The sequence below is a fragment of the Burkholderia pyrrocinia genome, assembly GCF_022809715.1.
Classification (GTDB): Bacteria; Pseudomonadota; Gammaproteobacteria; order Burkholderiales; family Burkholderiaceae; genus Burkholderia; species Burkholderia pyrrocinia_C.
This window is the reverse complement of record NZ_CP094459.1, coordinates 299,768-323,275: the sequence shown is the minus strand read 5'-3', so window position 1 is coordinate 323,275 and position 23,508 is coordinate 299,768. Positions and strand designations below refer to the sequence as shown.

Here is a 23,508-nt window from a genome sequence, read left to right as displayed (position 1 = left end):
GCCGATTATTCGTGCTCCCGAATGAGTGCCAGAATAACGTCCCCACAAAGCACAAAAAGGCCGGCGGTGAAAATACCGCCAGCCTTCGCACAGCGCGTCGAAACTTACTTGATTTCGACCTTCGCGCCCGCGTCTTCCAGCTTCTTCTTGGCTTCTTCCGATGCAGCCTTGTCGACGCCTTCCTTGACAGCCTTCGGTGCGCCGTCAACCAGGTCCTTCGCTTCCTTCAGGCCCAGGCCCGTCAGTTCGCGAACTGCCTTGATGACTGCAACCTTGTTGCCGCCTGCTTCAGCCAGAACGACCGTGAACTCGGTCTTCTCTTCAGCAGCAGCAGCAGCGCCGCCGCCTGCCGGGCCAGCGACTGCCACTGCAGCTGCCGACACGCCAAACTTCTCTTCGAACGCCTTGACCAGTTCGTTCAGTTCCAGAACGGTCATCCCTTCGACTGCTGCCAGGATGTCTTCTTTTGCGATTGCCATTTGAAATACTCCTAAATTGAATTCGGATACAGCCAGCGATCAATGACGCTGATGCACGTTCGATTACGCAGCTTCCGCTTGCTTCTTCTCGGCCAGCGCGGCCAGAGCACGCGCGAAGCCCGAAACAGGCGATTGCATAACGAACAGCAGCTTCGAGAGCAGTTCTTCGCGGCTCGGGATGCTTGCCAGCGCTTGCACGCCAGCCTTGTCCATCACCTTGCCATCGAACGAACCAGCCTTGATGACCAACTTGTCATTGCTCTTGCTGAAGTCGTTGACGACCTTAGCAGCAGCAATTGCATCTTCCGAGATGCCGTAGATCAGCGGACCAGTCATCTGCTCTGCCAGCGGAGCAAACGGCGTACCTTCGACAGCGCGACGCGCCAGCGTGTTCTTCAACACGCGCAGGTAAACCTTTTGCTCACGCGCTTGCGCGCGCAGCTTGGTCAGATCGCCAACCGCAATTCCACGATACTCAGCCAGCACAACGGTCTGGGCCTTCGCGACTTGCGCGGAAACCTCAGCTACGACGGCTTGCTTGTCTTCTCTATTAAGCGGCACGGTTAGCCTCCAGAAACGATACGTTCGGCACGAAACCTCACGTACCTCGTTCAACAACGGCGTCCGACCTCGTTAGGAGTATTTCCACCTCACGCCGCGAATCGCTTCACGGCCTGCGGCTTCACCACTGCAAAACTTTTTCGGGTTCGCCATCTGCGTTGGCTTGAATTAAGGGATCGCCTGCCTGCTGCGCCCCACCAACGGTCTTTGATAACCGGTTGCCCGCCTTGCTGCACGAACAACCGCCCAAAGCCCATGAAGGCCGCTTCGCAAGCGAAGCGGCCTGAATACTTGCTTACTGTGCTGCCAGCGTAGCCTGGTCGACACGCACGCCGACGCCCATCGTGCTCGACAGTGCGATCTTGCGCAGGTACACGCCCTTGCTCGTTGCCGGCTTTGCCTTCTGCAGCGCTTCGATCAGCGCCGACAGGTTCGAACGCAGCGCGGTCGGCTCGAACGATGCACGGCCGATGGTCGCGTGGATGATACCGGCCTTGTCGACACGGAATTGCACCTGACCAGCCTTCGCGTTCTTGACGGCGGTTGCGACGTCCGGCGTGACCGTACCGACCTTCGGGTTCGGCATCAGGCCGCGCGGGCCAAGGATCTGGCCGAGCGTACCGACGATACGCATCGTGTCCGGCGAAGCGATCACGATGTCGAAGTCCATCTGGCCAGCCTTGATCTGCTCAGCCAGGTCTTCCATACCGACGATTTCCGCGCCTGCTGCACGAGCCTGCTCGGCCTTTTCGCCTTGCGCGAACACGGCAACGCGAACCGACTTGCCCGTACCGGCCGGCAGAACGACCGAACCACGAACGACCTGGTCCGACTTCTTTGCATCGATGCCGAGCTGGACTGCGACGTCGATCGACTCGTCGAACTTCGCGCTCGCGCATTCCTTCACGAGGCTCAGTGCGTCTTCGATCGCGTACAGCTTCTGACGATCAACCTTGGCGGCAAATGCCTGACGGCGCTTGGAGATCTTAGCCATTTACACGCCCTCCACAGTGATGCCCATCGAGCGTGCGCTACCAGCGATGGTGCGAACGGCTGCGTCCAGATCAGCTGCCGTAAGGTCCGGCATCTTGGTCTTCGCGATTTCTTCGGCTTGAGCGCGCGTGATCGAACCGACCTTGTCGGTGTGCGGCTTGCTCGAGCCCTTGTCCACCTTCGCCGCCTTCTTGATCAGGACGGTCGCCGGCGGCGTCTTCATCACGAACGTGAAGCTCTTGTCAGCGAATGCCGTGATGACCACCGGCACCGGCAGACCCGGCTCCATGCCTTGAGTCTGCGCGTTGAACGCCTTGCAGAACTCCATGATGTTCAGGCCGCGCTGGCCCAGTGCCGGACCGACCGGCGGCGACGGGTTGGCTTTACCTGCAGGGATCTGCAGCTTGATAAAGCCGACAATCTTCTTTGCCATTTGAAAACCTCGTTGGAACGCCAGGCGGCGTTCGGTGAGTGATAACGCGCTTTCGCCGCTGGCTACTGACGCTCCTCAACGGCCGTAACGCGGGCCGTAAGCGCGAAGGTGGGCAGCCGAGGCTGCCCACCGAATCGGGATCAAACTTTTTCGACCTGGCCGAACTCGAGTTCGACCGGGGTTGAGCGGCCAAAGATGGTGACCGACACACGCACGCGCGATTTTTCGTAGTTGACTTCTTCGACGGTGCCGTTGAAGTCCGTGAACGGGCCTTCCTTGACACGCACCATCTCGCCAACTTCGAACAGGGTCTTCGGGCGCGGCTTTTCGACGCCCTCCTGCATCTGCGACATGATCTTCTCGACTTCCTTCGGGGAAATCGGGGTCGGGCGGTTACGCGCACCGCCGACGAAGCCGGTGACCTTCGCGGTGTTCTTCACGAGGTGCCACGTTTCGTCCGTCATTTCCATTTCCACCAGCACGTAGCCGGGGAAGAAACGACGCTCGGTCACAGCCTTGTGGCCGCCTTTGACTTCGACCACTTCTTCGGTCGGAACCAGGATCTGACCGAATTTGTCCTGCATGCCAGCACGTTCGATGCGCTCCTGAAGCGCACGTTGCACGCTCTTCTCCATACCGGAGTAGGCGTGCACGACGTACCAACGTTTTCCGCTCGGGGATGCCGGAGTATCGCTCATATCATTTCCAACCCAGAATCGCCGAGAAAATTACCCACTCGATCGATTTGTCACTCAACCAGAGGAAAATCGCCATCACGAGCACGAAACCGAACACGACGAGTGTTGTTTGCGTTGCTTCCTTGCGGGTGGGCCAAACGACCTTCCGGACTTCCTTGTACGAATCCTTGGCAAACGCGATGAGGCTCTTGCCAGGTGCGGACATCAGCCCGACGGCCACGCCAGCGATGATACCTACCGCCAACGCGGCACCGCGGACATACCACTGCTGATTGGCCAGCCAGAAGAAGCCCACGAATCCGGCCAACACCAGCAATACGCCCAGGGCCAGCACTAGCTTATCGCCGGAGGTATTTACAGTTTCGACGGATGGATTCGCCATAACACCTTAAAACAAATGCCACGTAGGACACGTGGCTATTTTTTGGCAGGGGCAGAGGGAATCGAACCCCCAACCTTCGGTTTTGGAGACCGACGCTCTGCCAGTTGAGCTATACCCCTAAACCATGCTGGGGCCGGCTATTGCCAGCCCCAAAACTGTCGATCAACGAATAACTGGCTTACTCGATGATCTTGGCGACGACGCCGGCGCCGACGGTACGGCCGCCTTCGCGGATTGCGAAGCGCAGACCTTCTTCCATCGCGATCGGAGCGATCAGCTTCACCGTGATCGACACGTTGTCGCCCGGCATCACCATTTCCTTGTCCTTCGGCAGCTCGATCGAGCCCGTCACGTCCGTCGTACGGAAGTAGAACTGCGGACGGTAGTTGTTGAAGAACGGCGTGTGACGGCCGCCTTCGTCCTTGCTCAGCACGTACACTTCAGCCGTGAAGTGCGTGTGCGGCGTGATCGAACCCGGCTTCGCCAGAACCTGGCCACGCTCCACGTCTTCACGCTTCGTGCCGCGCAGCAGGATACCAACGTTGTCGCCTGCCTGACCTTGGTCCAGCAGCTTGCGGAACATTTCAACGCCCGTGCAGGTCGTCTTCACCGTCGGCTTGATACCGACGATTTCGATTTCTTCGCCGACCTTCACGATGCCGCGCTCGACACGACCCGTCACCACCGTACCACGGCCCGAGATCGAGAACACGTCTTCCACCGGCATCAGGAACGCGCCGTCAACTGCACGCTCCGGCGTCGGGATGTACGTGTCCAGCGCGTCGGCCAGGCTCATGATCGCCACTTCGCCCAGCTCGCCCGTGTCGCCTTCCAGCGCCAGCTTCGCCGAACCCTTCACGATCGGCGTGTCGTCGCCCGGGAAGTCGTACTTCGACAGGAGTTCGCGAACTTCCATCTCGACCAGCTCGAGCAGTTCAGCGTCGTCCACCATGTCGCACTTGTTCAGGAACACGATGATGTACGGAACGCCAACCTGACGCGCCAGCAGGATGTGCTCACGCGTTTGCGGCATCGGGCCGTCTGCTGCCGAGCAAACCAGGATCGCGCCGTCCATCTGTGCCGCGCCCGTGATCATGTTCTTCACATAGTCAGCGTGGCCCGGGCAGTCGACGTGTGCGTAGTGGCGGTTAGCCGTTTCGTACTCGACGTGTGCCGTGTTGATCGTGATGCCGCGCGCCTTTTCTTCCGGTGCCGCGTCGATCTGGTCGTATGCCTTCGCTTCGCCGCCGAACTTCTTCGTCAGAACCGTCGTGATCGCTGCCGTCAGCGTCGTCTTGCCGTGGTCAACGTGACCAATCGTACCAACGTTCACGTGCGGCTTGGTCCGCTCAAACTTTTCCTTGGCCATTTTCAACTCCCAAAAGGAATTTCACAGGTTGCGCCGCGCGCAAACAAGACACTGACTTTTTGCTACTGGTGCCCATGGGCAGGATCGAACTGCCGACCTCTCCCTTACCAAGGGAGTGCTCTACCACTGAGCCACATGGGCGCTTTACGCTTCAACTTCGCGGTCTGGAGCGGGTGAAGGGAATCGAACCCTCGTCGTAAGCTTGGAAGGCTTCTGCTCTACCATTGAGCTACACCCGCACGGGCTACTAACGATTCCCTACCGCTCAACTACGCTGATATCTTGGTGGAGGAGGTTGGATTCGAACCAACGTAGGCGTAAGCCAACAGATTTACAGTCTGCCCCCTTTAGCCACTCGGGCACCCCTCCGTAGAGAACTGACGATTATGGGGGTGCATCGCACTCTTGTCAAGCACATCAGGAAGATTATTTTCAACCCTCTTCCCGACACTTGCGCTACCACCGATCCTCCGCCCTTGCCCGGCTAAGGCAAGCACGAGATATTGCCGATCGGCGCCACATCTTCGTCAGACTCCGCCTTCAGCGCCGATCTGCATCTGCGCTAAAAACGAAAGACCGCCATCATACGACCTCTCGCGCACAATGCCAAGCGGGTAGACGCAAAATTTCCGCAAATTTCGTGCCGGGCAGCTTCGATGATCCCCGCTCAGTGTTCGTGAGGGCCTTTAGCCTCTCTATCGATGGAAAACAGAGGCTTCGTATCCGGTACTGCAGGCTGCCTGTTCGCAACCTGCAGGCGGTACGCACAACAGGACTCTCGCGCGTTTTCGGTAGTTGCATCTGAGACCAGGCGCGGGCTTCCGGCACGGAATCGTGGCCCCTCCCCCCCTGTCTTAGCCGGCTTCACCGGAAGGCGCGATGCATGCCGAGTCGCCTGCCCGTTCCCGGTACGAATCCTGATACGCCCGCTCGCTCTTGTGATGGTCGTCATGTGCCTCCGGTCCAGCAGATGCCTGATGTCACTCGAGCACGATCGTGAAGATCCGCCAACAGGCATTGGCCGACCAGCCACGCCTCGGGGACGCCCGAAGGAGGCCGCCGCACTTGCCGCCTATGAGCGGCTGAAACCTGTCCTCGACGCTGGCGCCGGCCACCTTGGCTCGACGGGCGTCGCTGGCGCGCGCGACGAGCCTGGATGCGACCGCATATTCGTGGCTGCTCGATGATGTATCGGTGTACCTCGTCGCAGTAGGCTCCGGAAATGACGCGCGACAAGATCAGTCCGACCACGGCCAGCCCCGACGTGCTGCGGCCGCTGCTTGGCAACGATATGCACCCCACGCACCCGATTGCCTCGCGCGCGGCGGCACCGTCGCGGCGGACGCTCAGCAATGCAGCATTGCTCCAGCCGATCCGTCGCGCAAACCAGCCAACAGCAGCAACTTGTCGGCCTGTCGCAACGAATCCGCGGGCGTTCACACGGCATCCCGCCCGTCCGTGCCATGCCCGCCTCGCTCAACTGAACGCGGATGTCTGCGCTGGCTTCGGCGCAGGAGCTTTCGCCGCGCCTCATACATCCGAGGACGCCGGAAAGCTGACCTGCGACGCGCAGTTGTCGACGTCCGTCACTTGCTGCCCGGCGATGCTCGTGCCGATTCTGGATCAAGATCGGAATACGACCCACCGGTTTCCGCCGGCCGAACACTTCGCGCTCGGCGATCGAAGTACTACATGCACGGTACGATCAACCACCGTAGATATCGGTGGTGCGCACTTCACGCTAACGGGAGAAGGTCGGGGCTGCCTCGGCGGTACCGTCTATTCGCTCGCCGAGGAGATCTACGTGTTGCGAGACAGCCGACCAGTGCCGGTCAAGAGCAACCGTGTGGGTTTCTAAGGACGGCCACCTCACGAGCCCGCGGGTGTTGCTGCCTGACGCTGCCTGACTTCTTGCAGCCTGCCGCCCGGCCACATACCTCCACTGCGCCCAAGGAAGCAACTTTGCAGAAAAATCAGTGATTTTGAATACGAAATAACGCCCGATAGCGACTTGACGCTATACAACCGCGCGGCTTTACGTGGCGCAAGTTGTTCACAACTTGCAGCAAAAACACTCCGAAAATCTGGCGTGCGACAGTTGATGTTTGGCTCATGCGAATGGCGCAAGTCGATCAGTGATCGCCGGATGATTCTTCATGTTGACCGTTGCGGGCAATCGATACGGCGATCGGAGACACAAGCGGCACCCTGAAACCGTTGAACGACAATTGTGATTTTGGCCGAGGATGCGCTCAAGATGCCGGCGATCACGGCGAGATGGCTGATCGTTGAAAGGCAGGACTACGCTACGCCAGTCCGTATCCGGTGATAGCAGATCGGGGAATGAGGTTGCAGCGAAGAAATTTGCCGGCCGCCTGATCAGCCAGGGTGCAGAATTAATCGCCGTCGCGGCGAGCAGCAGATGGGGTGATGATGGGTCACGGCAGCTCGATCTGCCATCGGGTGGGGCAACCTGATTGGCCTGAGCGTGCCTGACGAATCTTGGAGATGGACGGCACTGCCCGGATCAACACCTTCGGCACTCTGGCTCCGACTGCGCCGCCGTTGCTTGGCGTGCCCTGCATTTCCGCCGCTGAAATGCAAAAACCCCCGCCTTTACGGGCGGGGGTTCTTGGCTTAGGGAGCCTGACGATTACCTACTTTCACACGGGAATCCGCACTATCATCGGCGTAGAGTCGTTTCACGGTCCTGTTCGGGATGGGAAGGGGTGGGACCGACTCGCTATGGTCATCAGGCAAAGAGGGTTGTCGCGTTGCTTCGCAGCGCGACCAATCGGGAAGAAGCAGTAATTTTGGGGTTGTGTGTATCACACACGAGAATCCAACATGTCGCTTTGGATCGCAGCCAGTGCTTGCGCACGGCGCCGATCTACAAGGCAGACTTGTTATAGGATCAAGCCTTACGGGCAATTAGTATCAGTTAGCTGAACGCATTACTGCGCTTACACACCTGACCTATCAACGTCCTGGTCTCGAACGACCCTTCAAGGGGATCTAGTCCCCAGGGATATCTCATCTTAAGGCGAGTTTCCCGCTTAGATGCTTTCAGCGGTTATCTCTTCCGAACATAGCTACCCGGCGATGCCACTGGCGTGACAACCGGTACACCAGAGGTTCGTCCACTCCGGTCCTCTCGTACTAGGAGCAGCCCCCTTCAAATATCCAACGCCCACGGCAGATAGGGACCAAACTGTCTCACGACGTTTTAAACCCAGCTCACGTACCTCTTTAAATGGCGAACAGCCATACCCTTGGGACCGGCTACAGCCCCAGGATGAGATGAGCCGACATCGAGGTGCCAAACACCGCCGTCGATATGAACTCTTGGGCGGTATCAGCCTGTTATCCCCAGAGTACCTTTTATCCGTTGAGCGATGGCCCTTCCATACAGAACCACCGGATCACTATGACCTGCTTTCGCACCTGCTCGACTTGTCGGTCTCGCAGTTAAGCACGCTTATGCCATTGCACTATCAGCACGATTTCCGACCGTACCTAGCGTACCTTCGTACTCCTCCGTTACGCTTTGGGAGGAGACCGCCCCAGTCAAACTGCCTACCATGCACTGTCCCCGACCCGGATCACGGGCCAAGGTTAGAACCTCAAACAAACCGGTGGTATTTCAAGGACGGCTCCACCGAAACTAGCGTTCCGGTTTCATAGCCTCCCACCTATCCTACACAGATCGGTTCAAAGTCCAATGCAAAGCTACAGTAAAGGTTCATGGGGTCTTTCCGTCTAGCCGCGGGTAGATTGCATCATCACAAACACTTCAACTTCGCTGAGTCTCGGGAGGAGACAGTGTGGCCATCGTTACGCCATTCGTGCAGGTCGGAACTTACCCGACAAGGAATTTCGCTACCTTAGGACCGTTATAGTTACGGCCGCCGTTTACCGGGACTTCAATCAAGAGCTTGCACCCCATCATTTAATCTTCCGGCACCGGGCAGGCGTCACACCCTATACGTCCACTTTCGTGTTTGCAGAGTGCTGTGTTTTTATTAAACAGTCGCAGCCACCAGTTTATTGCAACCCCTTCACCCTCCTGGCGCAGGCCAGTCAAGCTACAAGGGCGTACCTTATCCCGAAGTTACGGTACCAATTTGCCGAGTTCCTTCTCCCGAGTTCTCTCAAGCGCCTTAGAATACTCATCTCGCCCACCTGTGTCGGTTTGCGGTACGGTCATCGTTAGACTGAAGCTTAGAGGCTTTTCTTGGAACCACTTCCAATTGCTTCGCTCCCTAAGGAGCTCGCGCCGCACCCTTGAATTACGCGCCCGGATTTGCCTAAGCGCCTTCTCCAATGCAGCGACCGGGACTTCCAACACCCGGACAACCTTCCGCGATCCGTCCCCCCCCATCGCATCTAACAATGGTGCAGGAATATTGACCTGCTTCCCATCAGCTACGCATTTCTGCCTCGCCTTAGGGGCCGACTCACCCTACGCCGATGAACGTTGCGTAGGAAACCTTGGGCTTACGGCGAGGGGGCCTTTCACCCCCTTTATCGCTACTCATGTCAGCATTCGCACTTCCGATACCTCCAGCACGCTTTTCAACGCACCTTCGCAGGCTTACGGAACGCTCTCCTACCATGCGTGCAAAGCACGCATCCGCAGCTTCGGTATATAGCTTAGCCCCGTTACATCTTCCGCGCAGGACGACTCGATCAGTGAGCTATTACGCTTTCTTTAAAGGGTGGCTGCTTCTAAGCCAACCTCCTGACTGTTTTAGCCTTCCCACTTCGTTTCCCACTTAGCTATATTTGGGGACCTTAGCTGGCGGTCTGGGTTGTTTCCCTCTTGACACCGGACGTTAGCACCCGATGTCTGTCTCCCGTGATTGCACTCTTCGGTATTCGGAGTTTGCTATGGCGGGGGAATCTGCAATAGACCCCCCCACCATGACAGTGCTCTACCCCCGAAGGTGAGACACGAGGCACTACCTAAATAGTTTTCGGAGAGAACCAGCTATTTCCAAGTTTGTTTAGCCTTTCACCCCTATCCACAGCTCATCCCCTAACTTTTCAACGTTAGTGGGTTCGGACCTCCAGTACGTGTTACCGCACCTTCATCCTGGCCATGGATAGATCACTTGGTTTCGGGTCTACGCCCAGCAACTGAACGCCCTATTCGGACTCGCTTTCGCTACGCCTGCCCTATACGGTTAAGCTTGCTACTGAACGTAAGTCGCTGACCCATTATACAAAAGGTACGCCGTCACCCCTTACGAGGCTCCGACTGTTTGTATGCATGCGGTTTCAGGATCTATTTCACTCCCCTCCCGGGGTTCTTTTCGCCTTTCCCTCACGGTACTGGTTCACTATCGGTCGATCACGAGTATTTAGCCTTGGAGGATGGTCCCCCCATCTTCAGACAGGATTTCACGTGTCCCGCCCTACTTGTCGCACACCTAGTTCTTTCATACTGTTTTCGCCTACAGGGCTATCACCTGCTATGGCCGCACTTTCCAGAGCGTTCGGCTAACAATACAAATAAAGAGTGCAAGGCTCATCCCATTTCGCTCGCCACTACTTTGGGAATCTCGGTTGATTTCTTTTCCTGCGGTTACTTAGATGTTTCAGTTCACCGCGTTCGCTTCACTGGACCTATGTATTCAGTCCAGGATGACCCAAAAGGGCCGGGTTTCCCCATTCGGACATCTACGGATCAAAGCTCGTTTGCCAGCTCCCCGTAGCTTTTCGCAGGCTACCGCGTCCTTCATCGCCTGTGATCGCCAAGGCATCCACCACATGCACTTGTTCGCTTGACCCTATAACGAGTCTGTCTCGTTACAGGTTGAGTTCTCGCGTTGTGCCGTATTCCAATTGAGTCAAACATAGAGTTCGAATCATCTTGAGATACATCGATACAATCACAACCCGGATAACTTTCACGTCCATCTCAAGACGCTTCCGCTATCCAAATTACTTACTTCTTCCAGATTGTTAAAGAACGACAGCCGATATGGTGTTACTCATATCACTCTGACTGGCTCAATCGCCAATGACAAAAGTTCGACTACGTCGAACGCTTGTCATTGAAGATTGGTGGAGGCAGACGGGATCGAACCGACGACCCCCTGCTTGCAAAGCAGGTGCTCTCCCAGCTGAGCTATGCCCCCATGTACAGAATATCCTCAGGTGTGAGCCGGTCGGCTTGGGGTACTCGTAAGCGCCAAAGCGCTAACGATCACCGACACGTCAGACAATGGTGGGTCTGGTTGGATTCGAACCAACGCCCCCCGCCTTATCAAGACGGTGCTCTAACCGACTGAGCTACAGACCCCTGAGTCTGTCTTTAATTTACAGCCGATAAGCGTGAGCGCTCAACTTTGCGAGAAGCTCTGGAAAGGAGGTGATCCAGCCGCACCTTCCGATACGGCTACCTTGTTACGACTTCACCCCAGTCATGAATCCTACCGTGGTGACCGTCCTCCTTGCGGTTAGACTAGCCACTTCTGGTAAAACCCACTCCCATGGTGTGACGGGCGGTGTGTACAAGACCCGGGAACGTATTCACCGCGGCATGCTGATCCGCGATTACTAGCGATTCCAGCTTCATGCACTCGAGTTGCAGAGTGCAATCCGGACTACGATCGGTTTTCTGGGATTAGCTCCCCCTCGCGGGTTGGCAACCCTCTGTTCCGACCATTGTATGACGTGTGAAGCCCTACCCATAAGGGCCATGAGGACTTGACGTCATCCCCACCTTCCTCCGGTTTGTCACCGGCAGTCTCCTTAGAGTGCTCTTGCGTAGCAACTAAGGACAAGGGTTGCGCTCGTTGCGGGACTTAACCCAACATCTCACGACACGAGCTGACGACAGCCATGCAGCACCTGTGCGCCGGTTCTCTTTCGAGCACTCCCGCCTCTCAGCAGGATTCCGACCATGTCAAGGGTAGGTAAGGTTTTTCGCGTTGCATCGAATTAATCCACATCATCCACCGCTTGTGCGGGTCCCCGTCAATTCCTTTGAGTTTTAATCTTGCGACCGTACTCCCGAGGCGGTCAACTTCACGCGTTAGCTACGTTACTAAGGAAATGAATCCCCAACAACTAGTTGACATCGTTTAGGGCGTGGACTACGGTATCTAATCCTGTTTGCTCCCCACGCTTTCGTGCATGAGCGTCAGTATTGGCCCAGGGGGCTGCCTTCGCCATCGGTATTCCTCCACATCTCTACGCATTTCACTGCTACACGTGGAATTCTACCCCCCTCTGCCATACTCTAGCCTGCCAGTCACCAATGCAGTTCCCAGGTTGAGCCCGGGGATTTCACATCGGTCTTAGCAAACCGCCTGCGCACGCTTTACGCCCAGTAATTCCGATTAACGCTCGCACCCTACGTATTACCGCGGCTGCTGGCACGTAGTTAGCCGGTGCTTATTCTTCCGGTACCGTCATCCCCCGGCTATATTAGAACCAAGGATTTCTTTCCGGACAAAAGTGCTTTACAACCCGAAGGCCTTCTTCACACACGCGGCATTGCTGGATCAGGCTTTCGCCCATTGTCCAAAATTCCCCACTGCTGCCTCCCGTAGGAGTCTGGGCCGTGTCTCAGTCCCAGTGTGGCTGGTCGTCCTCTCAGACCAGCTACTGATCGTCGCCTTGGTAGGCCTTTACCCCACCAACTAGCTAATCAGCCATCGGCCAACCCTATAGCGCGAGGCCCGAAGGTCCCCCGCTTTCATCCGTAGATCGTATGCGGTATTAATCCGGCTTTCGCCGGGCTATCCCCCACTACAGGACATGTTCCGATGTATTACTCACCCGTTCGCCACTCGCCACCAGGTGCAAGCACCCGTGCTGCCGTTCGACTTGCATGTGTAAGGCATGCCGCCAGCGTTCAATCTGAGCCAGGATCAAACTCTTCAGTTTAAACCTGTTACTGTTTTCGGTTCAGTTAAGAACCGGTCGCTCACTCAAAGCTGACAGGAATATGAATTGCTTCATAAACCTGACTTACTTTAGTGTGAGACTCTTGATACTTTCGCTTTCTGATCCGAAGATCAGCTCGCTTCCATCAAGCGCCCACACTTATCGGCTGTTAATTTTTAAAGAGCATGTCTGCGAGAAACCGTTTGTTTCTCAGCAGCGCTGCGTTTTCAGCAGCAGAGAAGCGAGATTATGAACCGTGTTTCGCAGATCGTCAACAACTTTTTAACTGCTCCGTTGCGACTGCGGGGTTCATCTTCCTGCGCCAGCCGTGCGCCCAACCTGCTGCACATCACCGACTTCGCTTCCCTCTCCCGCGCCGCGTTTCCGTTTGCGCGAAAGAGGCGTGATTCTATGCACCCCGCACCCTTCGCGCAAGCCCCTTCGTGAAATTATTTTGAAAAAGCCACCGTGCGCTATCGCGCACGGTGGCTTTGAACAGAATGGGCCGGGTGTCGCTATTGGCGTCCGGGCCGCCGGCAACGCTTCCTCTATATATAGGAGCGCGTCACTTGCCGCCCACGGCAGCCTGCAACTGCTCGACCGGTACCGCGTCGGCCATTGCCGTGTAGCCCGCATCGCTCGGATGGATGCCGTCGCCGCTGTCGTATCGACGCTGCAGCACGCTCGGGCGCGCCGGATCGCGCAGCACCGCATCGAAGTCGACCACGCCGTCGAACCCTCCACCACTCCGGATCCACCGGTTCACCTCGAGCCGGATCGCCTCGCGCCCGGCCGGCAACCCGGCCGGCGTGAGCGTCGCGCCGAAGACCTTCACACCCTGGCGGTGTGCCGCGTCGATCAGCCGACGATAGCCGTCGATCAGCGACGCGGCCGTGACCTGTGTGTGCGGATGGTCGCAATCGAGCCCCGCGCGCGGCGGCATCGCCGCGAAGTTGATGTCGTTGATCCCGATCAGCACGACCGCTGCCTTCACGCCCGCGCGCGACAGCGCATCGCGCTCGAACCGCGCCCCCAGCGACGTGCCGTAGCACGCGGAATCGCTGAGCAGCCGGTTCCCGCTGATGCCGAGATTCACAACGCCGATCGAATCGGCGCCCGACGCCGCCAGCCGACGCGCGAGCGCGTCCGGCCAGCGGCGGTTCCGGTTCACGCTCGAACGCAGCCCGTCGGTGATCGAATCGCCGATCGCGGCTACGCTGGCGCGCGCGGAACCGGCCTCGACGGCCAGCTCGGTCACCCATGCGTATTGGGTAAAACGGGTGCGGAACGCGGCGGCGCCCGGATCGTTCACGTGATCGCCCGGCGCAGAGACATAGTTGAACTGGTTCGACACACGGTGCCAGACCATCATCCGTTGATTCGGTCCCATCTGGAGACTGATGGCATATGGTTGCCCCGCCGCCACGTCGATCGCCACCGGATCGCTTTCGAGTTCCTGGCCCGGCGCGAGCGTGACCGACGCCTTGCCGCCGAACCGGACCGGCACGGCCGCGCCGCCGGCGAGTGCAGCGCCGCTGCCGGCGCGCGCGAGGCTCGCGGCCTCGACGACCAGCGGTGCGTGACCGTATGCATTGCTCATGCGAATTCGCGCGGCCCGTCCCGACACCGTCGGGTAGACGATCTGGCGCACGGTACGCCCGGCCACGTCGGGTGCGCGATAAAGCGGCGGCGGTGCGGCAAGGTCGGGAATCGGCTGCAACGCGGTCGCCCACGCGGCGACCCATCCTGCCGGCGCGGCCGAAGCCGCGAACGGCGACACGAAAACGGCCGCGCCCAGCACGGCCGCGGCGAAACTGCTTCGGAATGACATCGGCAAAATCCTCATCGGAAAGCGGGCATTGTGCCGCAGAAGACGCGCGATTCACGCGGCGGTCCGCGCTCGCGCAACCTGATCAGGCCCCCACGTCCCTCGTTTACCCGAGTCCCACCGCAAATCCTCAAGAAATTTATTAACCGACCGGTCGGTTGGTTTATACTGCGCACACATTCAACCGGACGAGAATCTCGCCATGTACACGCAATCCCTCGACATCCCCGGCAACGTCGCGCCGCTCGACGCCGCAGCCGAGTCGCCCGAGCAGGCGCGGTTCGATGCGGTGATGGCCGCGGACGGCAAGATCGAACCGCAAGACTGGATGCCCGACGCCTATCGCAAGACGCTGGTTCGCCAGATCTCGCAGCACGCGCATTCGGAAGTCGTCGGCATGCTGCCGGAAGGCAACTGGATCTCGCGCGCGCCGAGCCTGAAGCGCAAGGCGATCCTGCTCGCAAAGGTCCAGGACGAAGCCGGCCACGGCCTCTATCTTTATAGCGCGGTCGAAACGCTCGGCGTGTCGCGCGATTCGCTGATCGACGCGCTGCACGCAGGCAAGGCGAAATACTCGAGCATCTTCAACTACCCGACGCCGACCTGGGCTGACGTCGGCGTGATCGGCTGGCTCGTCGACGGCGCCGCGATCATGAACCAGATCCCGCTGTGCCGCTGCACGTACGGCCCGTACGCGCGCGCAATGATCCGCGTGTGCAAGGAGGAGTCGTTCCACCAGCGCCAGGGTTTCGACGCACTGCTGTCGATGATGAAGGGCAGCGACGCGCAGCGCGCGATGGTGCAGCAGGCCGTGAACCGCTGGTGGTGGCCGGTGCTGATGATGTTCGGCCCGAGCGACGCCGATTCGGTCCACAGCAGCCAGTCCGCGAAATGGGGCATCAAGCGGATCTCGAACGACGACCTGCGGCAGAAGTTCGTCGACGCGACAGTCGACCAGGCAAAGGTGCTCGGCGTCACGCTGCCCGATCCCGACCTGAAGTGGAACGACGCGCGCGGCCACCATGACTACGGCACGATCGACTGGGACGAATTCTGGCGCGTGGTCAACGGCGACGGCCCGTGCAACAAGGAACGCCTCGCGACCCGCGTGAAAGCGCACGAGGACGGCGCATGGGTGCGCGAAGCCGCGCTCGCGCACGAAGCGAAGCGCCGCGCCCGCGCCGAACAGCACGCCGCCTGAGCGGCACCATCGAATTCAGGAATCAGGAGAAAGTGATGAACAAGGAATGGCCGATCTGGGAAGTGTTCGTGCGCAGCAAGCAGGGCCTCGATCACAAGCATTGCGGCAGCCTGCACGCCGCCGACGCGTCGATGGCGCTGCGCATGGCGCGCGACGTCTACACGCGCCGCCAGGAAGGCGTGAGCATCTGGGTGGTGCCGTCGTCGGCGATCACCGCATCGGATCCGAACGAGAAGGCCGAACTGTTCGAGCCGGCGGGCGACAAGATCTACCGTCACCCGACGTTCTACACGCTGCCCGACGAAGTCAACCACATGTAACGCCCGCGCCATGACGATCACGCCCGAACACCTCTCCTACGTGCTGCGCCTCGCGGACAACGCGCTGATCCTCGGTCAGCGCAACGCCGAATGGTGCGGCCACGGCCCGATCCTCGAGGAAGACATCGCGCTCACCAACATGAGCCTCGACCTCATCGGCCAGGCGCGCATGCTGTATACGCACGCGGCCGAACTCGAGCGTCAGCTCACCGGCGCGACGAAGACCGAGGACGACTACGCGTACTTCCGTACCGAGCGCGAGTTCGCGAACTTCACGCTCGCCGAGCTGCCGCACTACGGCCCGGTCTCCGGCACCGCGCACGCCGACAAGGACTACGCGGTGACGATCGTGCGCAACTTCCTCTATGCGGCGCTGATGCTGCACGTGTGGACCGCGCTGGAAACGTCGACCGACACGCAACTCGCCGCGATCGCCGCGAAATCGGTGAAGGAAACCCGCTATCACGTGCAGCACGCACGCGAGTGGCTCGTTCGCCTCGGCGACGGCACCGACGAATCGCACCGTCGCGCGCAGGATGCGCTCGACTACCTGACCCCGTACACGCGCGAATTCTTCGCAGCCGATGCGATCGACGACGCGATCGCCGCACCGGGCATCGGCCCGGCGCCGGCCGCGATCGAAGCCGCATGGCGCGCGGACGTGGACGATGCGCTCGCCGAGGCGACGCTCACGCTGCCGGCGCCCGTGATGCACGTGACGACCGGCAAGCAGGGCGAGCACTCGGAGCACATGGGCTACCTGCTCGCGGAAATGCAGAGCCTCGCGCGCCAGCACCCCGGCGCGACCTGGTAACCGGCCAACGCCACGGAGCCCGACGATGTCCGTCCAGACCGCCGCCCCCGCCGACGCCGCGCCCGCCGCGCGTCACGACGATCCGCTGCTCGCCCGTGCATGGGACGTGCTGGAAGCCGTGCCCGACCCCGAGATCCCGGTCGTGTCGATCCGCGAGCTCGGCATCCTGCGCGACGTCCGCCGCGCGGACGACGGCCTGCTCGAAGTCGTGATCACGCCGACCTACTCGGGCTGCCCGGCCATGTCGCAGATCGCCGAGGATGTCGCCGCCGCGCTGCAGGCGGCCGGCCTCCCGCCGCACCGGATCGAGACGGTGCTCGCGCCCGCGTGGACGACCGACTGGATCACGCAGGAAGCGCGAGACAAGCTGCGCGCGTACGGCATCGCGCCGCCGGTCGGCCAGTGCGGCAGCGCCGCGCCGCGGGAAAACGTCGTGCGCTTCGTGCCGCGGCCCGTCGCGGCGCCCGCCTGCCCGCGCTGCGGCTCCACCCGCACCGAGCGTCTCGCGCAATTCGCGTCCACGGCCTGCAAGGCGCTGTATCGCTGCGTCGACTGCCGCGAACCCTTCGACTACTTCAAACCCTACTGAATATGGCGACCCCGCAATTTCATCCGCTGCGTATCCGCGACGTGCGGCCCGAGACCGCCGACGCCGTGACCGTCTCCTTCGACGTGCCGCCGGAGTTGCGCGACGCGTACCGCTTCACGCAAGGCCAGTTCGTCACGCTGAAGACCCACATCGACGGCGAGGAGACGCGCCGCTCGTATTCGATCTGCGTCGGCACGACGGACTACGACCGCGACGGCGAACTGCGCATTGGCATCAAGCGCGTGCGCGGCGGCCGCTTCTCGAATTTCGCATTCGATACGCTGAAGCCGGGCCATACGATCGACGTGATGACGCCGGACGGCCGCTTCTTCACGCACCTGAACGCGGACCACGGCAAGCAGTACGTCGCGTTTTCCGGCGGCTCGGGGATCACGCCCGTGCTCGCGATCGTGAAGACGACGCTCGAACTCGAGCCGCGCAGCACGTTCACGCTGATCTACGGCAACCGCAGCGTCGACGCGATCATGTTCGCGGAGGAGCTCGAGGACCTGAAGAACCGCTACATGAACCGCTTCGTCCTCTATCACGTGCTGTCGGACGACCAGCAGGACGTCGAACTGTTCAACGGCGTGCTCGACCAGGCGAAATGCGCGGAATTCCTCGCTACGCTGATGCCGGCCGACGCGATCGACGAGGCGTTCATCTGCGGCCCCGCGCCGATGATGGACGCGGCCGAAGCGGCGCTGAAGGCGGCCGGCGTGCCGCAGGCGAAGGTGCATGTCGAGCGCTTCGGCACGCCGCTGCCGCAGGCCGGCGCGCCGGTCGTCGAGATCACCGACCAGACGCCGGCCGCCGAGCTGGAAATCGTGCTCGACGGCAAGAAGCGCAAGCTGCGCCTGCCGTACGAAGGCGTGAGCCTGCTCGACGTCGGCCTGCGCGCGGGCCTCGCGCTGCCGTACGCGTGCAAGGGCGGCGTGTGCTGCACGTGCCGCGCGAAGGTGATCGAGGGCGAAGTGCGGATGGAGAAGAACTACACGCTCGAGGCGCACGAAGTGAAGGACGGTTTCGTGCTCACGTGCCAGTGCCATCCGATCAGCGACAAGGTCGTCGTGAGCTTCGACGAGCGTTGAGCGGCATCGCGTCGCGGCGCCGGACGGTTTCTCGCCGTCACACATCTCGCTTACACTAGGGGCCGCCGGCCGGCTGGACATCGCAACGTCCGCCCGGCCGGCGGCTTTCTTTTGTTGACGACAGGCCGATGAGTACCATTCATGTGATTCAGGGCGGCACCGCCGCCGCGTCGCTGAGCGAGGCACTCGCGCAAGCCGGACGCGACGAACGCGTCGTCGGATTGCTCGACGATCTCGGCGTCGGGCCGCTGAAGGGCGCCGACGAGACGCCCGACACGCGCGCCGCCTTCTGGGAGCGCGTGCTCGGCGACCAGATCCCCGACTGGAACGCGGAAATCGAAGACGAATTCGCGCGCCTCGACCAGCTCGCGATGGATGCGGGCCAGGTGGTCGTGTGGCACGCGCCGAGCGTCGGCGACAAGCTGCTGCTGCGCCGCGTCGCCTATCACCTGCGCAATGTCCCGCAGCGCCTGAACGAAGTGCGGCTGTCGGCCGCCGATCTCGACTCGGCGCAACGCGCATCGTTGTCGCGCACCGACCAGGCATGCTCGACCGGGATGTTCTCGCCCGCGGAACTGGCGCGGAAACGGCCGGCGGCCGCGCCGATCTCGGTGCTGCGGATCGGCCGCCTCGCGCTCGAATGGCAGGAAGCGAAGCACCTGAACGCCGAACTTCGCTATTGGGTCAGTAACACGATCAAGAGCGGCTACTACGCCGATCTCGACGCGCTGATCGTCGCGCGCGCGGAAACCGACTGGCTGCCCGCGCGGCGCCTCGTCGGCAGCATCATGGCCGACGCCGACCGCGGCAGCCTGTTCGTCAGCGACTCGATCGCCTGGTGGCGCTGCCGCGAACTCGCGGCGGCCGGCCGGCTCGAGCTGCAGGACGACGCGCCCGCCGCCCTCTCTTTCACGCAGGTGCGCGCGGCCCGCGCGGCCACCGCGCACCGCTAATCTTCCGCATTCGACCATGGCCCGTACCCGAGCGCCCGACCACGAATCCCAGCGTGAGCAGATCCTCGATCTCGCCGCCGAGAAATTCGCGCAGACGAGCTACCCGAGCACGTCGATGTCCGATCTCGCGACCGCGAGCGGCACGTCGAAGGCACGCCTTTATCACTATTACGAGAGCAAGGAAGCGATCCTGTTCGACCTGCTCGACCGCTACACGAAGCGGCTGATGCTGATCATCGCCGAGGTCGAAGGGGCGAGCCAGCGGCGCGGCCTCAGCGAGCGCGACGCGTTCGCGGAGCTCGTGCGCGCGTTCCTCTCCGAATACGAGACGTCGCACAGCCGTCACGTCGCGCTGCTCAACGACGTGAAGTACCTCGAGGACGCGCAGCGCGAGATCGTGCTCGACCGCCAGCGCGATATCGTCGCAGCGTTCACGCGGCAGCTCGCGCGCGCGTACCCTGACCGTATCTCGAAGGAAAACCAGACATCCGTGACGATGATGGTGTTCGGGATGATCAACTGGACGTTCACGTGGCTGAAGCCGGGCGGCCGTCTCGGCTACCGCGACTTCGCCGAGCAGGTGATCGACCTGATCGAACGCGGGCTGTCGACGGCGGCCTGATTGCCGCACAGCAGCAAGCGTTGCAGGACGGGCACACTGCGGCGGCCCGTCGCGCATTTCATATGATGAATTTTAAATCCGTTAAAAATCAAATAGATACATGATTAACTAAGCGGATTTAGAATTCATCCTCCAGCATAAATAAGGTTAAATACGGGTTTTCCCCAATCCAGGGGCCGACGGTCGGGTAAAATGCTGTTGCGTTGCACAACCCGCTGTACGGTCACATATTGAGGAACCCACGATGAACACGCAATTGAACGGCAATGCCGATGTCGTCGGCACCGCCGGTAGTGCGCCGGTTCTCGTCAGGGAACTGGCTTCCAAAGACCGTGAGCAGATGCTCACCCACTTTCTCTCGCTCGACGAAGAGGACCGCCTGCTGCGCTTCGGCCAGATGGTGCCCGATCACGTGATCGAGAACTATGTCCGCACGATCGACTTCGGTCGCGACACCGTGTTCGGCGTGTTCGACCACGAACTCGAACTGATCGGCGTCGGCCACCTGGCCTACCTGCCGGCCGAGGGCGACAAGCGCACGGCCGAATTCGGCGTGTCGGTGCTCGAAAGCGCACGCGGCCGCGGCGTCGGCTCGAAGCTGTTCGAGCGCGCGGCGATCCGCAGCCGCAACACGCACGTGACGATGCTGTACATGCACTGCCTGTCGCGTAACGCGACGATGATGCACATCGCGAAGAAATCCGGGATGCGCATCGAGTACGCGTACGGCGAAGCCGATGCGTACCTGTCGCTGCCGCCGGCCGACCACTCGACGATCATCGCCGAGATGCTGCAGGAACAGGCCGCGGTGTTCGACTACGCGCTCAAGCGCCAGGCGCACCGCACGTCGAAGTTCATCGAATCGCTGATGCCGGCCGCGCTGACGGCGTAACATCGGCCGACCGGGCGCGCTGCTGCGGCACGCCCGGCCCCCTTTTCCCCTTCCTCCGCCATCGGCGCGCGCTAGCGCACCGAACGAATCGGCAACGCCGTCGTCTCCTTGAAGCATTCGAGCGAAAAGCTCGTCTTCACGTCGATCACCGACGGGTGATGCAGCAAGTGCTCCTGCACGAAGCGGGAGAAATGCGCCATGTCCTCGACCTGCACGCGCAGCAGGTAATCCATGTCTCCCGTCATCGCGTGGCACGCGACCACTTCCGGCCAGGTCTGCACGGCCGCGCGAAACAGCTCCGCGTGGGTCGCGCCCGCGCGGGCCGACGTCTCGTCGGCCCGCACCGGCGCCAGGCCGCCGCGCTTCTCGAGCCGCACGCTCACGTACGCGAGCAGGTCGAGCCCGAGCTTCTGCGGATCCAGCAGCGCGACATAGCCGGTGATCACGCCGATCTCCTCGAGCCGCCGGATCCGCCGCAGGCACGGGCTCGGCGACAGGTTCACGCGTTCGGCGATCTCCTGGTTCGACAGGCGCCCGTTCTCCTGAAGAATCGCGAGGATCCGCCGGTCGATGGCATCCAATTCGGCTTGCGCCATCTTCTGCCCTCCAATGATTGTTTAGAGACTGGAAATTGCGTCATCGTAGGCACGGACGATTAAGTTCGCAAGTTTCCGCTCGCGGCCGCCCGCTACACTTTGTCGCACGTACCGATTCGTTGCGCACGCCGACGCGTGCGCCGCCTTCGACATCGAACCGGGCCGGGCACGCGCACGTCGCCCCGGCCGATCGCCCCGCACAGGAGACACGACATGCAGATCCCCAACTGGGACAACCCCGTCGGCACCGACGGCTTCGAATTCATCGAATACACGGCGCCGGACCCGAAAGCGCTCGGACAACTGTTCGAACGGATGGGTTTCACCGCGATCGCGCGCCACCGCCACAAGGACGTGACGGTCTACCGCCAGGGCGACATCAACTTCATCATCAACGCCGAACCCGATTCGTTCGCGCAACGCTTCGCGCGCCTGCACGGCCCGTCGATCTGCGCGATCGCATTCCGCGTGCAGGACGCCGCGAAGGCATACAAGCACGCGCTCGAACTCGGCGCATGGGGCTTCGACAACAAGACGGGCCCGATGGAGCTGAACATTCCGGCGATCAAGGGCATCGGCGATTCGCTGATCTACTTCGTCGACCGCTGGCGCGGCAAGAACGGCGCACAACCGGGCGCGATCGGCGACATCAGCATCTATGACGTCGACTTCGAGCCGATCGCCGGCGCGAACCCGAACCCGGTCGGTCACGGCCTCACCTACATCGACCACCTGACGCACAACGTGCATCGCGGCCGCATGCAGGAATGGGCCGAGTTCTACGAACGCCTGTTCAACTTCCGCGAAGTGCGCTACTTCGACATCGAAGGCAAGGTGACGGGCGTGAAGTCGAAGGCGATGACGTCGCCGTGCGGCAAGATCCGCATTCCGATCAACGAGGAAGGCTCGGACACGGCCGGCCAGATCCAGGAATACCTCGACGCGTACCACGGCGAAGGCATCCAGCACATCGCGCTCGGCACGAACGACATCTACGGCGCGGTCGACGGCCTGCGCGGCAAGGAAGTGAAGCTGCTCGACACGATCGACACGTATTACGAGCTCGTCGACCGCCGCGTGCCGAACCACGGCGAATCGCTGGACGAGCTGAAGAAGCGCAAGATCCTGATCGACGGCGCGCGCGACGACCTGCTGCTGCAGATCTTCACCGAGAACCAGATCGGGCCGATCTTCTTCGAGATCATCCAGCGCAAGGGCAACCAGGGCTTCGGCGAAGGCAACTTCAAGGCGCTGTTCGAATCGATCGAGCTCGACCAGATCCGCCGCGGCGTCGTGCAGGACAAGGCCTGACGCGTCCGGCGAGCGGCGGCCCGAGGCAACCGGGCCGGCCGCACGATCCGGCGGCACAAAAAAAAGGGCGGGAATCCGACGATTCCCGCCCTTTTCACATTCCGGCGCGGCCTGCCGGCCGCGCGACCGGATCAACGCGCGTTCGCCTTGGACTCGACGACGCATTCTGCCGCCGGCTGCGCGACGGCATCCTGGGCCGGCACGATCTGACGCATCTGCACGCCGGCTGCCGCCAGTGCGCTCGCGCCTTGCGCGCGCACCGGGCCGGTCATCGCGAAAAACGCGGCGGACACGATCAGGAAACTCTGGATATGACGTGTGTTCATTGCACCTCCTGTAAAACTGCCGGCGCCTCCCCGATTGCGTCGAAACGAACCAACGCGGCCGGGCACCTCCGGCAGGCCGACAAGATTAACGGCATTTGCCCGCAGATGGAGCCGGCTTTACATGCATTTACATGATGTAACGCATGGTCAA

At 61.0% G+C, this 23,508-nt stretch carries 20 protein-coding genes, 6 tRNA genes and 3 rRNA genes; 10 read left to right on the top strand and 19 right to left on the bottom strand.

The annotated features are described in order from the left end of the window. Window positions 1-104 precede the first annotated feature (104 nt). From rplL to MRS60_RS01410, 11 genes are all read right to left on the bottom strand, one after another. Window positions 105-479 carry a 50S ribosomal protein L7/L12 gene (rplL, locus tag MRS60_RS01460; RefSeq protein WP_034183755.1) on the bottom strand — a complete coding sequence of 125 codons (375 nt, stop codon included), beginning with the start codon at window positions 477-479 and terminating at the stop codon, window positions 105-107. Window positions 480-542: 63 nt separating this feature from the next. Then, on the bottom strand, window positions 543-1,040 hold the full coding sequence (rplJ, locus tag MRS60_RS01455; RefSeq protein WP_034183754.1) for a 50S ribosomal protein L10: 498 nt from the start codon (window positions 1,038-1,040) through the stop codon (window positions 543-545). A gap of 295 nt (window positions 1,041-1,335) precedes the next feature. Next, window positions 1,336-2,034, bottom strand: coding sequence for a 50S ribosomal protein L1 (gene rplA / locus MRS60_RS01450; RefSeq protein WP_006482906.1), 699 nt, complete (start codon window positions 2,032-2,034; stop codon window positions 1,336-1,338). Beyond that, complete coding sequence (rplK, locus tag MRS60_RS01445) at window positions 2,035-2,466, bottom strand: 50S ribosomal protein L11 (RefSeq protein WP_006753591.1); 432 nt, start codon at window positions 2,464-2,466, stop codon at window positions 2,035-2,037. It lies immediately after the preceding gene. 140 nt (window positions 2,467-2,606) lie between these two features. Beyond that, a complete protein-coding gene (gene nusG, locus MRS60_RS01440) occupies window positions 2,607-3,164 on the bottom strand; it encodes a transcription termination/antitermination protein NusG (protein WP_006400672.1) in 558 nt (185 codons plus the stop codon). Between the two features lies 1 nt (window position 3,165). Then, window positions 3,166-3,546, bottom strand: a complete 381-nt coding sequence (gene secE, locus MRS60_RS01435; RefSeq protein WP_034183753.1) for a preprotein translocase subunit SecE — start codon at window positions 3,544-3,546, stop codon at window positions 3,166-3,168. A 43-nt stretch (window positions 3,547-3,589) separates the two neighbouring features. Then, window positions 3,590-3,665, bottom strand: a tRNA-Trp gene (locus MRS60_RS01430). Between the two features lie 59 nt (window positions 3,666-3,724). Continuing rightward, a complete protein-coding gene (gene tuf / locus MRS60_RS01425; protein ID WP_006482910.1) occupies window positions 3,725-4,915 on the bottom strand; it encodes an elongation factor Tu in 1,191 nt (396 codons plus the stop codon). 66 nt (window positions 4,916-4,981) lie between these two features. Beyond that, window positions 4,982-5,056: transfer RNA gene (locus MRS60_RS01420), tRNA-Thr, on the bottom strand. A 24-nt stretch (window positions 5,057-5,080) separates the two neighbouring features. Continuing rightward, window positions 5,081-5,154: transfer RNA gene (locus MRS60_RS01415), tRNA-Gly, on the bottom strand. A 44-nt stretch (window positions 5,155-5,198) separates the two neighbouring features. Further along, window positions 5,199-5,284: transfer RNA gene (locus MRS60_RS01410), tRNA-Tyr, on the bottom strand. 853 nt (window positions 5,285-6,137) lie between these two features. Here MRS60_RS01410 and MRS60_RS01405 point away from each other — a divergent pair. Next, window positions 6,138-6,773 carry a hypothetical protein gene (locus tag MRS60_RS01405; RefSeq protein ID WP_146120972.1) on the top strand — a complete coding sequence of 212 codons (636 nt, stop codon included), beginning with the start codon at window positions 6,138-6,140 and terminating at the stop codon, window positions 6,771-6,773. A gap of 786 nt (window positions 6,774-7,559) precedes the next feature. On the opposite strand, the gene rrf is transcribed toward MRS60_RS01405, so the two are convergent. The 6 genes from rrf to MRS60_RS01375 form a co-directional block, all read right to left on the bottom strand. Next, a 5S ribosomal RNA gene (gene rrf, locus MRS60_RS01400) occupies window positions 7,560-7,672 on the bottom strand. Between the two features lie 153 nt (window positions 7,673-7,825). Continuing rightward, window positions 7,826-10,707, bottom strand: a 23S ribosomal RNA gene (locus MRS60_RS01395). Between the two features lie 275 nt (window positions 10,708-10,982). Continuing rightward, a tRNA-Ala gene (locus MRS60_RS01390) sits at window positions 10,983-11,058 on the bottom strand. 87 nt (window positions 11,059-11,145) lie between these two features. Continuing rightward, window positions 11,146-11,222, bottom strand: a tRNA-Ile gene (locus MRS60_RS01385). A gap of 62 nt (window positions 11,223-11,284) precedes the next feature. Further along, a 16S ribosomal RNA gene (locus MRS60_RS01380) occupies window positions 11,285-12,814 on the bottom strand. Together the 16S, 23S and 5S rRNA genes with 2 tRNA genes alongside form the textbook arrangement of a ribosomal RNA operon. Window positions 12,815-13,379: 565 nt before the next feature. After that, window positions 13,380-14,645: an SGNH/GDSL hydrolase family protein gene (locus tag MRS60_RS01375; protein ID WP_243565122.1), complete on the bottom strand. Its 1,266-nt coding sequence runs from the start codon at window positions 14,643-14,645 to the stop codon at window positions 13,380-13,382. A gap of 199 nt (window positions 14,646-14,844) precedes the next feature. Between MRS60_RS01375 and paaA the strand changes: the two genes are divergently transcribed. From paaA to MRS60_RS01335, 8 genes are all read left to right on the top strand, one after another. Next, window positions 14,845-15,843: a 1,2-phenylacetyl-CoA epoxidase subunit PaaA gene (gene paaA / locus MRS60_RS01370; RefSeq protein ID WP_034183965.1), complete on the top strand. Its 999-nt coding sequence runs from the start codon at window positions 14,845-14,847 to the stop codon at window positions 15,841-15,843. Window positions 15,844-15,878: 35 nt separating this feature from the next. Beyond that, entirely contained in the window at window positions 15,879-16,163 is a 285-nt protein-coding gene (gene paaB / locus MRS60_RS01365; RefSeq protein ID WP_010092957.1) for a 1,2-phenylacetyl-CoA epoxidase subunit PaaB, read from the top strand. 10 nt (window positions 16,164-16,173) lie between these two features. Further along, window positions 16,174-16,977, top strand: coding sequence for a 1,2-phenylacetyl-CoA epoxidase subunit PaaC (gene paaC, locus MRS60_RS01360; RefSeq protein ID WP_096472252.1), 804 nt, complete (start codon window positions 16,174-16,176; stop codon window positions 16,975-16,977). 25 nt (window positions 16,978-17,002) lie between these two features. Further along, window positions 17,003-17,566, top strand: coding sequence for a 1,2-phenylacetyl-CoA epoxidase subunit PaaD (paaD, locus tag MRS60_RS01355; protein ID WP_034183963.1), 564 nt, complete (start codon window positions 17,003-17,005; stop codon window positions 17,564-17,566). 2 nt (window positions 17,567-17,568) lie between these two features. Beyond that, complete coding sequence (gene paaE, locus MRS60_RS01350) at window positions 17,569-18,657, top strand: 1,2-phenylacetyl-CoA epoxidase subunit PaaE (RefSeq protein WP_034183962.1); 1,089 nt, start codon at window positions 17,569-17,571, stop codon at window positions 18,655-18,657. A gap of 128 nt (window positions 18,658-18,785) precedes the next feature. Next, a complete protein-coding gene (locus MRS60_RS01345) occupies window positions 18,786-19,610 on the top strand; it encodes a DUF1835 domain-containing protein (protein ID WP_217590166.1) in 825 nt (274 codons plus the stop codon). Window positions 19,611-19,626: 16 nt separating this feature from the next. Beyond that, window positions 19,627-20,232: a TetR/AcrR family transcriptional regulator gene (locus MRS60_RS01340; RefSeq protein ID WP_027783292.1), complete on the top strand. Its 606-nt coding sequence runs from the start codon at window positions 19,627-19,629 to the stop codon at window positions 20,230-20,232. A gap of 244 nt (window positions 20,233-20,476) precedes the next feature. Then, a complete protein-coding gene (locus MRS60_RS01335) occupies window positions 20,477-21,124 on the top strand; it encodes a GNAT family N-acetyltransferase (protein ID WP_034183960.1) in 648 nt (215 codons plus the stop codon). A gap of 71 nt (window positions 21,125-21,195) precedes the next feature. Here the strand turns inward: MRS60_RS01335 and MRS60_RS01330 are convergent, their stop codons facing one another. Next, window positions 21,196-21,720, bottom strand: a complete 525-nt coding sequence (locus MRS60_RS01330; protein ID WP_011655746.1) for an Lrp/AsnC family transcriptional regulator — start codon at window positions 21,718-21,720, stop codon at window positions 21,196-21,198. Between the two features lie 213 nt (window positions 21,721-21,933). On the opposite strand from MRS60_RS01330, the gene hppD reads away from it, so the two are divergent. Continuing rightward, the gene (gene hppD, locus MRS60_RS01325) at window positions 21,934-23,031 is read left to right on the top strand and encodes a 4-hydroxyphenylpyruvate dioxygenase (protein WP_034183958.1); all 1,098 of its coding nucleotides are present in this window, start codon (window positions 21,934-21,936) and stop codon (window positions 23,029-23,031) included. 131 nt (window positions 23,032-23,162) lie between these two features. Here hppD and MRS60_RS01320 read toward each other — a convergent pair whose 3' ends face one another. Next, on the bottom strand, window positions 23,163-23,357 hold the full coding sequence (locus MRS60_RS01320; RefSeq protein WP_175748175.1) for a hypothetical protein: 195 nt from the start codon (window positions 23,355-23,357) through the stop codon (window positions 23,163-23,165). Between the last annotated feature and the right edge of the window lie 151 nt (window positions 23,358-23,508).

What these genes read in the sequence shown, in the direction of transcription:
- rplL (WP_034183755.1), bottom strand. Translation starts at nt 479, where the DNA reads ATGGCAATCGCAAAAGAAGACATCCTGGCAGCAGTCGAAGGGATGACC.
- rplA (WP_006482906.1), bottom strand. Translation starts at nt 2,034, where the DNA reads ATGGCTAAGATCTCCAAGCGCCGTCAGGCATTTGCCGCCAAGGTTGAT.
- rplK (WP_006753591.1), bottom strand. Translation starts at nt 2,466, where the DNA reads ATGGCAAAGAAGATTGTCGGCTTTATCAAGCTGCAGATCCCTGCAGGT.
- nusG (WP_006400672.1), bottom strand. Translation starts at nt 3,164, where the DNA reads ATGAGCGATACTCCGGCATCCCCGAGCGGAAAACGTTGGTACGTCGTG.
- secE (WP_034183753.1), bottom strand. Translation starts at nt 3,546, where the DNA reads ATGGCGAATCCATCCGTCGAAACTGTAAATACCTCCGGCGATAAGCTA.
- tuf (WP_006482910.1), bottom strand. Translation starts at nt 4,915, where the DNA reads ATGGCCAAGGAAAAGTTTGAGCGGACCAAGCCGCACGTGAACGTTGGT.
- MRS60_RS01405 (WP_146120972.1), top strand. Translation starts at nt 6,138, where the DNA reads ATGACGCGCGACAAGATCAGTCCGACCACGGCCAGCCCCGACGTGCTG.
- MRS60_RS01375 (WP_243565122.1), bottom strand. Translation starts at nt 14,645, where the DNA reads ATGTCATTCCGAAGCAGTTTCGCCGCGGCCGTGCTGGGCGCGGCCGTT.
- paaA (WP_034183965.1), top strand. Translation starts at nt 14,845, where the DNA reads ATGTACACGCAATCCCTCGACATCCCCGGCAACGTCGCGCCGCTCGAC.
- paaB (WP_010092957.1), top strand. Translation starts at nt 15,879, where the DNA reads ATGAACAAGGAATGGCCGATCTGGGAAGTGTTCGTGCGCAGCAAGCAG.
- paaC (WP_096472252.1), top strand. Translation starts at nt 16,174, where the DNA reads ATGACGATCACGCCCGAACACCTCTCCTACGTGCTGCGCCTCGCGGAC.
- paaD (WP_034183963.1), top strand. Translation starts at nt 17,003, where the DNA reads ATGTCCGTCCAGACCGCCGCCCCCGCCGACGCCGCGCCCGCCGCGCGT.
- paaE (WP_034183962.1), top strand. Translation starts at nt 17,569, where the DNA reads ATGGCGACCCCGCAATTTCATCCGCTGCGTATCCGCGACGTGCGGCCC.
- MRS60_RS01345 (WP_217590166.1), top strand. Translation starts at nt 18,786, where the DNA reads ATGAGTACCATTCATGTGATTCAGGGCGGCACCGCCGCCGCGTCGCTG.
- MRS60_RS01340 (WP_027783292.1), top strand. Translation starts at nt 19,627, where the DNA reads ATGGCCCGTACCCGAGCGCCCGACCACGAATCCCAGCGTGAGCAGATC.
- MRS60_RS01335 (WP_034183960.1), top strand. Translation starts at nt 20,477, where the DNA reads ATGAACACGCAATTGAACGGCAATGCCGATGTCGTCGGCACCGCCGGT.
- MRS60_RS01330 (WP_011655746.1), bottom strand. Translation starts at nt 21,720, where the DNA reads ATGGCGCAAGCCGAATTGGATGCCATCGACCGGCGGATCCTCGCGATT.
- hppD (WP_034183958.1), top strand. Translation starts at nt 21,934, where the DNA reads ATGCAGATCCCCAACTGGGACAACCCCGTCGGCACCGACGGCTTCGAA.
- MRS60_RS01320 (WP_175748175.1), bottom strand. Translation starts at nt 23,357, where the DNA reads ATGAACACACGTCATATCCAGAGTTTCCTGATCGTGTCCGCCGCGTTT.